8 protein-coding genes are annotated in these 9280 nt (G+C 58.0%); 3 read left to right on the top strand and 5 right to left on the bottom strand.

Annotated features, from left to right (window positions below):
• The first annotated feature begins 81 nt into the window (after positions 1-81).
• Positions 82-1038, top strand: a complete 957-nt coding sequence (locus tag OH720_RS23240) for an alpha/beta hydrolase (protein ID WP_272603060.1) — start codon at positions 82-84, stop codon at positions 1036-1038.
• An 86-nt stretch (positions 1039-1124) separates the two neighbouring features.
• On the opposite strand, the gene OH720_RS23235 is transcribed toward OH720_RS23240, so the two are convergent.
• A complete protein-coding gene (locus tag OH720_RS23235) occupies positions 1125-1763 on the bottom strand; it encodes a hypothetical protein (RefSeq protein WP_272603059.1) in 639 nt (212 codons plus the stop codon).
• A gap of 295 nt (positions 1764-2058) precedes the next feature.
• Positions 2059-2463, bottom strand: coding sequence for a hypothetical protein (locus tag OH720_RS23230; RefSeq protein WP_272603058.1), 405 nt, complete (start codon positions 2461-2463; stop codon positions 2059-2061).
• A gap of 295 nt (positions 2464-2758) precedes the next feature.
• On the opposite strand from OH720_RS23230, the gene OH720_RS23225 reads away from it, so the two are divergent.
• Entirely contained in the window at positions 2759-3241 is a 483-nt protein-coding gene (locus OH720_RS23225) for a hypothetical protein (RefSeq protein ID WP_272603057.1), read from the top strand.
• Between the two features lie 164 nt (positions 3242-3405).
• On the opposite strand, the gene OH720_RS23220 is transcribed toward OH720_RS23225, so the two are convergent.
• On the bottom strand, positions 3406-3699 hold the full coding sequence (locus tag OH720_RS23220; protein WP_272603056.1) for a hypothetical protein: 294 nt from the start codon (positions 3697-3699) through the stop codon (positions 3406-3408).
• A 643-nt stretch (positions 3700-4342) separates the two neighbouring features.
• On the opposite strand from OH720_RS23220, the gene OH720_RS23215 reads away from it, so the two are divergent.
• A complete protein-coding gene (locus OH720_RS23215) occupies positions 4343-4681 on the top strand; it encodes a DUF6124 family protein (protein WP_272603055.1) in 339 nt (112 codons plus the stop codon).
• Positions 4682-4881: 200 nt separating this feature from the next.
• Here OH720_RS23215 and OH720_RS23210 read toward each other — a convergent pair whose 3' ends face one another.
• Complete coding sequence (locus OH720_RS23210; RefSeq protein WP_272603054.1) at positions 4882-7359, bottom strand: TonB-dependent siderophore receptor; 2478 nt, start codon at positions 7357-7359, stop codon at positions 4882-4884.
• Between the two features lie 116 nt (positions 7360-7475).
• Entirely contained in the window at positions 7476-9125 is a 1650-nt protein-coding gene (locus OH720_RS23205; protein ID WP_272603053.1) for a cyclic peptide export ABC transporter, read from the bottom strand.
• Between the last annotated feature and the right edge of the window lie 155 nt (positions 9126-9280).

Genomic DNA, 9280 nt, shown 5'->3' with positions numbered 1-9280 from the left:
ATCCTTCGCTGGCAAGCCAGCTCCTACAGGGACCGCGTTGATTACAAGATTTTCTACCTTGAAACGTAAAGGATTCGTCCAATGGCCCTACTGCCAGAACTTGAAGCTTTCCTCGAACTCGCCGAGTTCGGCCGCCTCACCGGCAAGAGCCGCCCGATGCACGAACAGACCCCGCAACAGGCGCGGATCGACTTCGAAGCATCCTCCGGGTTCCTCGATGTGCCGCTGGACCACATCGCCTGCGACCACTTCACCATCACCGCCCGCGACGGCCACAGCCTCGCGGCGCGCCTATACCGTGACGGCCAAACAGCCGACGCCCTGCAACCGGTAATCCTGTATTTCCACGGCGGCGGCTACGTGGTCGGCAGCCTCGATTCCCACGACGCGCTGTGTCGACGCCTGGCGGCCCAGGGCGGTTTTGCCGTCTTGACCGTGGATTATCGCCTGGCCCCCGAATGGCGTTTCCCGACCCCGGTGCAGGACGCCTGCGACGCCGGCAACTGGCTGGCCCGCGAAGGCGCGTCCCGTGGCCTGGATGCCGCGCGAGTGGCCCTGGCCGGTGACAGCGTCGGCGCGACACTGGCCACAGTGTTGTCGATCATCGCCGTTCGCGAGCCTGCGGAACTGGCGCTGCAACCCAAAGCCCAACTGCTGGTGTACCCCGTGACCGACGCCACCACCCACCGCGCCTCGCACCGGGATTTTGCCGAGGGCTACCTTCTGGAAACCCCTACCCTGGACTGGTTCTACGCCCACTACGCACGCACCGTGCAGGACCTGGCCGACTGGCGGTGCTCGCCGCTGCTGGCCGATGACCTGTCGGGTTTGGCACCGGCGTTGTTGTACCTGGCCGGGCATGACCCGCTGCATGACGAAGGGTTGGCCTACGCCGAGCGCTTGCGTTCTGCGGGGAATGAGGTGACGTTGCTGGAACAACCGGGCATGACCCATGACTTTTTGCGGATGGCGGGGTTGTTGAGTGAGGTGGAAGGGATTCATGCGCAAGTGGCGGGGTGGATGCGATCGTGGTTTTGACGTAAACGAACACACGCGTCACAGCGCGGAGGATGGGAACGATCAAATACATCCTTTTTTCGTTCTCAGTTTCAGCGCTCAAGACATCACCATACCCGCTCGGGAAACTCGGCTTTGCGCAGCGGATGTACGTTGTTCGGCAACGGTTCAGTTCGCCCATTGAGCTCGGTCAAGCCCCGGAATACCTGATCGTTTTCGCCGATCAGTCGATAGAAGTACGACGGCAGTGTGTTACCCCATTCGTCCGCAACTACGTAGCGCCCGTAACCTGGTTTACCAGGCTCGGGCAGCCAATCGGACAGTAACTGTGGGCGGCGGTCTGGGCAGTTGGCGTAACGCCCGACGGTGAAACAATCGCGGGCGCGTCCAGTCCGGATTGTTTGTAGTTTCAAGAAATCCGGTTTGGCACGAGCCACAAATTCACTGCTGCCATCGGGATAGGTGAAACCTGCGAAGTTACCTTTTTCCTTTACTTTAGGCCCTACCGAACTAACCAGAAAAGCGGTGTGCAGGATCGGCTCAAAATAGACTTGGCGTGCCTTCGGTGCCTGATAACTCAAGAAGTAATATTGACCTTCGCTTAATAGACTGACGTCCTTTTTATACTTCCCAATAAATGATTCATTCACCCAAGGGTAGTAGTCCTTCTTGATCGTCAGTTCCCCATCGACCTTGATGTTTGCTCCGCCTCGCGGCGAGTTGTTGTGGGCGAATATCACGATCACCCCACCATCCGCTCCAAAGTTAACGTTCTGGCAAAAAACGTCGGATCTCCATATTTAACGCCAAAGGTCAGGTTGCTCAAACGCCATTGACATGCGCCACCACCATTCATCGGTAACTTCGCTTCATAAAGATCGCTCTGACCCTTCCGTATGGGCTCTACATCGCTACGTTGGTATCCATCGCGTTAATAAGATTTTTCACTGGCCGTGTGATCGGTAAACGTGCATCGGGTTGAGCGATATATACCTAGCAGGGTTCTCGCTTCGAGCTCTTTCGGCAGTTTCACTGTAACGGTTAAGGGGGCGCCACAATCATGACACCGTCAGAAGGCAGCTCGTTTCTGTCTGGATCCAGTGCCAGTCCATGGGACTCCATGATCTGCGGTGCCGCCAGATCCGCGATCACCGAAGGGCGTTTTCCGACGTAGAAAAACAGGCGTTTTGATTCGGGCTCTCGATGACTATTTCCAGGAAGCTGCACGAAATATGAATAAAACACCCAGCCTTGATTCAGACCTTTTAGCAATGCATTGGGGAATGTCACTGGGCGCCCGTCGGGCTCAAGCACCCCATCAATCGGCCATTCTTCAGTTGGGTCGTTATCTCCTGCCTCACCTTGCGCGTTACATCCCCACCAGCGGGGGAAGATTTTACCGCCCCGTGCCTGTTCAATACCCGGGAAGTGAACATGGGTAGTCAAGTTGTTGTTGCCTAACTGCTCAAGGTCGAGTGCATTGCCAGGCCCCAGGGGGACTTTCGGTGCGGGGGTAGGTATCCGCCATATCCTGAGCTCCATCACGTATGATTTGTTCGGGGTTCAAATCGGCTCATGGGTGAGAGCCCTTTCATGGAAGTGTTTTTACGCCTGAATAATCGACTTGCCTACCTAGCAGAACTGCTAGGTTGTCTACGACTGAAAAGAGGTTATGGTTAATACGAACGGGCGGTCGATATTGCCGCCATCCATGAAAGGTACTATGTACGGAAGCATTTAGATGAACACTTTCAAGAAGAGCTTTTTCAGGCTTTTGGTTACAATTTTCTTTTTTCAGTCTGTACTGGCAATGGCCACAGAACCTGACCCTGGCACCCTAACCATTTATGTCGCTGGCGACCCAGTGTGCTCATTGAAAATAGAGGAAGGACAGGTAGACCTCTATCTAAAAGAAAAAGGCTGCCGCGGCGGATGGAATAGGAGACCATCAATACATCTTCAAAATGCTCGATCGGCCGCAACCATACAACTAAGCACTTACAGAACGCAGGGCAACGACATTAACGGATGTATGAACACCGACAATTACACTGTTACGCTCAGAACCACAAAAGACAACGTGACAACCAGCCTCGATATCTGGGACCTTATTAAACACGATGCTGGCACTGTCGTTGTACCGGGGTTGCGCTTGATCCATAAGGCTTTCCATCACCCTGAATTCATAACAGGCATTAGCTGCGTTCGCATAAGATTTGACTAACTCTCACCTACGTTAAAATTTTCTCTTCCTTGTGAGCACTGTCACGCTACCTTTCCGCCATAAGTATTTATTTCAACTGCCCCCCAACACCCTGCATGTTATCGAGGAATCCCAAGAACATTTCACCGCCAGCTTATACATTCCCCTACTCGCCTCAACATTTCTCAGCCTGCCCTACGCTTTCGCTGAAGATACAACCAAAATTGGCAGCCCAGGCCAGGACGAGGTGGCTCGGGCCGTACGGCACGCAGGCGGCGAGCCTGCATCTGCTCGAGCAGAGGAGCGGCCTCGATCTTGAGTGTGATGGCCAGCGGGTGCAGGCCGTCAAGGCGGATCACGCCTTGAGCATCGCTCTGGCCAGCGTATTCAGAAACATAACCGGTACGGGTGGCCTCATTAATCGCCCGATAGGGCATGTTCGCGACGGGCTCACCCAGTAATCTTTCTGTCTGCCGCATATAACGTCTTTGAAAGGGTTGAGTGTGTCCGTACGGCGCAGGGTGTCGTTCATATCGGTCCTTGAGTATTTGAATTATTGGAACAGCAGCTCGATAGCTTTCAAGAAACCGACAAGGGTCGAAATAGGATTCTTCCATTACAAACGTAGGAAGCATCCGAGATGGTTGTGCGCCGGATCTGTAGGAATGGTGCCGGGTTTGGAGAGGGGTGTTGCGCGGTGGAATCGGACGGCATTCAAGCGTTCGGGTCGAGGGTTGTTGGGCCTCTATTTGCGGCGCTTTTTCGAGCAATTTGTAGCGCGTTTAATTGCCAGACAGGTTACTTCCAGAAAGCTACAGCACCTTGCGTCGTTGCCTACAGTTACTCCAGAATCCACCGGCTTGTGCGACTTGGGGGCGCTCGGTAACTTGGATCGGGTCACTGATTGTCAGTGATCGGGTTTAGTAGCCCGAGGGTTGTTAGTTAGGTGCATAGCGCTCCCTTCAGTCAGGTATTCATATGCCTGCACTTGATGGTGGCTGTGCGCAGGGCGCTTCGGCGCGCCGGTTAATGCTAACTCCCCCGGTCTACTAACCTGCGCACAGCCGCCACCCTTCGTTTAGTAGCAAGGTGGTTGCGGCTCCATTCAGGGAGTTTGCAAATATGTTCAAAGTGACACCGAATCCGCCGGATTCCGATCCGACATCCTCGTCGGAAGATTCCGATTCAGACAATTCCAACGACCGCATCCCCTCAGCCGCCGATATCCAGTCCACCCCGCGCAAGCTCTGCAGCATGTTCATCGTCAACCCTGAACTCGATGTCGAAACCCTGCTGGCCCACGCCTGTGAGTCGCTGGCTTCGGCCAACGTCATGGCGTTGGATCTGGCGGATCATATGCAAGGGACTGGTCGTAACTCGTTGTTGGGGATTGCCCAGGTGATCATGTTGGGGGAGTTGGCGGTGAATCGTGCACTGGACCGGATCGATCCGCCTGAATAGTCAATGTTGGGGCGACTGTCGCCATCGCGAGCAGGCTCGCTCCCACAGTTGACCGAGGTGAACTCGGAATTTGTGCACACCGAAGATCCCCTGTGGGAGCGAGCCTGCTCGCGATGACGGCATCACAGACACCGCAAATATCGGCCAATACAAAAATGCCCGCATCTCTCGATACGGGCATTGTTCATTTCAGCTCAGCCTCAGAAGTCGTACTTCGCGGTGATCTGCATGTTGCGCGGTTCGCCGTAGAAGGTGGTGCCGAAGTTGCCAAGGCCGGTCAGGTAGCGCTTGTCGAAGACGTTGTAGGCGTTGACGGTGAAGCTCAGGTGGTCGTCGTACTGGTAACGGGTCATCAGGTCGACGAGGGTGTAGCCGCCTTGCTTGAGCATGGTGCTGCCGCCTTCGCCGCCGCCTACGTTAGGGCTGTAGCTCTGGCCGTAAAACGCGCTCTGCCAGCTGACACCGCCACCGACGGTGAACTGGTCCAGCGCGCCGGGCAGGCGGTAAGTGGTGAAGGTGCGCACTACGTGTTCCGGTTTGCTGGTGGCCAGTGGGAAACCGAAGATGCGTTGATGGTCCTGGTCGCGGGTACGGGCGTAGGTGTAGCCGGCAGACAGGTTCCAGCCTTCGGCCAGTTCACCGGCGAGTTCCAGTTCCACACCCTTGGTCTTGGCACCGGAGATGGGCTCATAGACGTCCTGGCCGTTGTCGGTGTTGGTGGTGACGTACTGGGCGACGTTGTCTTGCTCGATCTGGAACAAGGCCAGGCTGGCGTTCAGCTTGCCTTCGAAGTAGGCCGCCTTGATGCCGGTCTCGTAGCTGTCGCCTTCAACCGGTTCCAGGGTCTTGCCGCTCGCATCCTTGTAGATCTGTGGCTGGTAGATGCTGGTGTAGCTGGCGTAGACCGAATAGGTATCGTCCAAGTCATAGACCACGCCGGCGTAAGGCGTAACCACGCCGTGTTCCTTGTAGCTGGCGTGGGTATCGGACAGGCCGGCGCCCGGGTAGTAGGTGTAATCCTCGTTGTACTTGTAGGTACTTACGCGGCCGCCAAGGATGAACGACAGGTCATCGGTCGGGCGCAGGCGCGTGGCCAGGTAAGCGCCGTTCTGGCTCTGGGTGCGCTCGTATTTGCCGTTTTTCGGGAAGTCCGGTTTAGCGATATGGCCTGTCCAGTCGAAAATGTCGCCCGGGACCAGCCCGAACTCGCTGGTGTCGTAGGTCGCACCGGTCTGACGGGAATGGGAGGTCATGAAACCCGCCACCAGTTCATGCTCGCGACCGCCCAGGGTGAAAGGGCCGGAGACGTTCACGTCAGCGGTGTTCTGCACGCGATGGCCTTCCCAGCGCCCCCAGTAGAAGAACATGCCTTCGCCGGTGTTGCGGTCCGGGTAACCGCCGCTCGCCGAGGCCAGTTGGGTATCGTGGTCGGTGGTTTTCTGGTCGAAGCTGGCCTTGAGTTTCCAGTCGTTGGCCAGGGCTTGTTCCAGGGACGCGAAGTAGGTGGTGCTGTCGAAGTCACGACGACTCCAGTCGGCGCCCGGGTTGAAACCGCGAGAGAAGTCGGTACGACCGCCGTCGCTGTAGTACGGCGAGTTACCGGTCCAGGAGCTGCCGCGTGGAGTGGCGCTGGACTTGTCGACGCCAAGGGTCAGCAGCGTATCGTCGGTCAGGTCGGCTTCGAGGATGCCGTAGTACAGGTCTTTCTTCTGGCTGTAGTGGTCGATGTAGGAATCCTTGTCCTGCAAGGCACCGACGAAACGGCCGCGCACGCTGCCGCTATCGTTGAGCGAGCCGGAGATATCGCCTTCGGTACGGTAGTTGTCCCAGTAACCGGCAGTGGCGCTGACCGAGGCCTTGAATTCCTTGGTTGGTTTCTTGCGGATCAGGTTGACCGTGGCTGCCGGGTCGCCGGCGCCAGTCATCAGGCCGGTCGCGCCCTTGATGACTTCGATGTGGTCGAGGCTGGCAGCGTCATCGCTGTTGTTGGGGTTTTCACCGTACACGCCGTCGTAGGGAATGTTGACGCCATCGTACTGAAAGTTGGTGATGGCAAAGCCTCGGGCGGAAAACTCGGTACGGTCACTGTCGTACTTCTGGGTGGTGATACCCGGGGTGTTGCGCAGCGCATCGGCGACGCTCGTCACACCGCGGTCGTCCATCTGCTGGCGAGTCACCACGGTAACCGACTGCGGCGTTTCGCGAATGGTCAGCGGCAACTTGGTGGCGGTGGTGGTCGCACCCGTGGTGTAGGAGTCGGTGCCTTCGGTGGTCAGGCCCAGGGCCTGGCCGGAAATGGTCGTGGCGCCCAGTTGCAGGCTCGATGAGCCACCCGACACCAGCGTCACGCTGTTGCCGTTGATCTGGAACGAAATGCCGGTGCCCTTGAGCATCTCGGCCAGGGCCGCGGAAGGCTCCAGCGAGCCGGACACGGCGCGGGACTTGATGCCGGCCACCTGATCCGGGCTGTAGAGGATTTGCAGGTTGGTTTGCATGCCCAGTTGGGTCAGCGCGCTGGACAGCGGCTGCACGGCAATACTCACTTTTACAGGTGCTGCGTTGGCCATCGTGCTCCCCAGCAACGTGGCGGTCAGCAGGACGCTGGTCAACAGCGTCTTGTGCAATGACGGGCGCTGTACGGCCAGCGCGAGAGGGGTACGGCGTGGAAGAGATCGCATTACTTGCCTGTGCTCCTGAAAAGTGTCGTGCAGAGTTTTTGTTAATAGGAATGATTATTAAGACGAGATGCGATTATGAAACCGGAAAAGAAATGTGAAAAAAATGTTATTTGGGGTCAGGCAGCCGTCAGCTCGGTGACGACCCGGCCGCTTTCCATGCGCACCAGTTGGTCGGCGACATCGAAATAACGGTCATCGTGGGAGATCACGATGATGGTCTTGCCCAGGCGCTTGAGGTCCGGCAGCAGCTCGGTGTAGAAAATCCGCCGGAAGGTCGGGTCCTGGTCGGCCGCCCACTCGTCGAACACCAGCACCGGCCGCTCTTCCAGCCAGGCATTGACCAGCGCCAGGCGCTTGCGCTGCCCGGTTGAAAGGTCGGTGGTGGTGAAGTTGCCGTCCTTGACGCTGACCTTGTGCGCGATCTCCAGGCGCTGCAGGTATTTGTTGGCGTCTTCGGGGATCTGCGTGTCGCCCTGGACCACGTCGTCGAACAGGTAGTAGTCGGCGAAGATGGTGGTGAACAGCTGGCGATAGTCGTCGCGGTTGTGCGCGTCGATGGCCTCGCCGTTGACCCGGATCTGCCCCTGTTGCGGTGTGTACAGGCCCAGCAGCAACTTGATCAGCGTAGTTTTGCCGCAGCCGTTCTCGCCGACGATGAAGGTGATGTCCCCCTGCTTGATCGACAGGTTGACCGGCCCGAGCTGGAACGGCGCGGCACCCTCGACCGAGGGGAAGGCGTAGCGCACGTCCGCCAGTTGCAGTTCATGAACGGCTTGTTTGGCGTTGCCCTGGTCGCTGAGCAGCAGGTGCGGTTCCGGGGTGGAAAATTGTTCCGACAGTTCAGCGATGCGGCGAAAAGCGATCTGCGCGCGGCTGACGATCGGCAGGGTGCCGATCAAATGTTCCAGCGGGCCTTTCATGTACAGCAGCACCAGCACGAAACCGCTCATGACCGTCTTGTCGGCGCTCGGCCAGAACGTTTGCAGGGCCAGGGCCAGGCCGATGACCACGAAGAACAGCATCGAGCCGAAGGTCTTGGCGATGACGAAGGTGTTGATCGAGCGCACCTGGGTGTTGCAGATGAATTCGGCGGTGCCCTTGATGCCCGAGGTGAACATGCGCTGGCGGCGTGGGCGGTGGATGCGCAGTTCCTTGGCGCCTTCGGCAATTGCGTTGTAGTGCTTTTGCAGCTCGTCTTCAGCGTCGCGGGCGGCCATGAAACCTTGCACGCCCTTGCTCTGGGCGTAGGCCTGGATCGCGCTGCCGATCAGGATCGCGGCCACCATGATCAGGAACATCGGCCACGACAGGATCGCCAGGTAGCCCATGCAACCCAGGGTCACGGTCAGGGAAATCGCCAGCGGTGCGAAGGCGAAGGCGAAATCGCTGATGGTGTCGACGTCGTGGGTCAGCACCGGGATCAGGCGATGGCTGCGGTAGCGCTCGATCTGCTCGATCGGCGCCGACAGCACCTTCTCGCCCAACTGTTTGCGCAGCTTGGCTATGATGTGCTGGCCGACGTAGTTGGTGCCGATGTCGGAGCAGATCGAACTGGCCAGCGCCAGCAGGCACAGGCCGGCGAACAGCGCGACCACGCCCTGGGTCAGGCCGCTGTCCGAATGCAGGGCATTGTTGATGGTCGCCAGCAACACCGTGACGCTCAGGCCGCCGACCATGCCCAGGAATATGGACGCGGCGACAATGAGTCGAAAGGGTTTGAGCAGGGCGAACAATTCGCCGATGGCGCCTCGGGTAGGCTGGGTCATGGAAGACGGTTCCTTGGGTCGGAAGGCAGATACCCAGTAGAACGTCTGGTCGAGGGGTTAATTTAGAGGGTGGGCGATTGGTGGTGACAGGCATCACATGGAACCCTGTAGGAGCGAGCATGCTCGCGATGGACTTCAGGACACCACGGGGTACC

The organism is Pseudomonas sp. WJP1 (assembly GCF_028471945.1).
GTDB lineage: Bacteria > Pseudomonadota > Gammaproteobacteria > Pseudomonadales > Pseudomonadaceae > Aquipseudomonas.
This window is presented reverse-complemented; position numbering and strand designations above follow the sequence as displayed.

Coding starts and splice junctions, on each gene's coding strand:
- OH720_RS23220 (WP_272603056.1), bottom strand. CDS start 3,699: ATGCGGCAGACAGAAAGATTACTGGGTGAGCCCGTCGCGAACATGCCC.
- OH720_RS23205 (WP_272603053.1), bottom strand. CDS start 9,125: ATGACCCAGCCTACCCGAGGCGCCATCGGCGAATTGTTCGCCCTGCTC.
- OH720_RS23215 (WP_272603055.1), top strand. CDS start 4,343: ATGTTCAAAGTGACACCGAATCCGCCGGATTCCGATCCGACATCCTCG.
- OH720_RS23225 (WP_272603057.1), top strand. CDS start 2,759: ATGAACACTTTCAAGAAGAGCTTTTTCAGGCTTTTGGTTACAATTTTC.
- OH720_RS23240 (WP_272603060.1), top strand. CDS start 82: ATGGCCCTACTGCCAGAACTTGAAGCTTTCCTCGAACTCGCCGAGTTC.
- OH720_RS23210 (WP_272603054.1), bottom strand. CDS start 7,359: ATGCGATCTCTTCCACGCCGTACCCCTCTCGCGCTGGCCGTACAGCGC.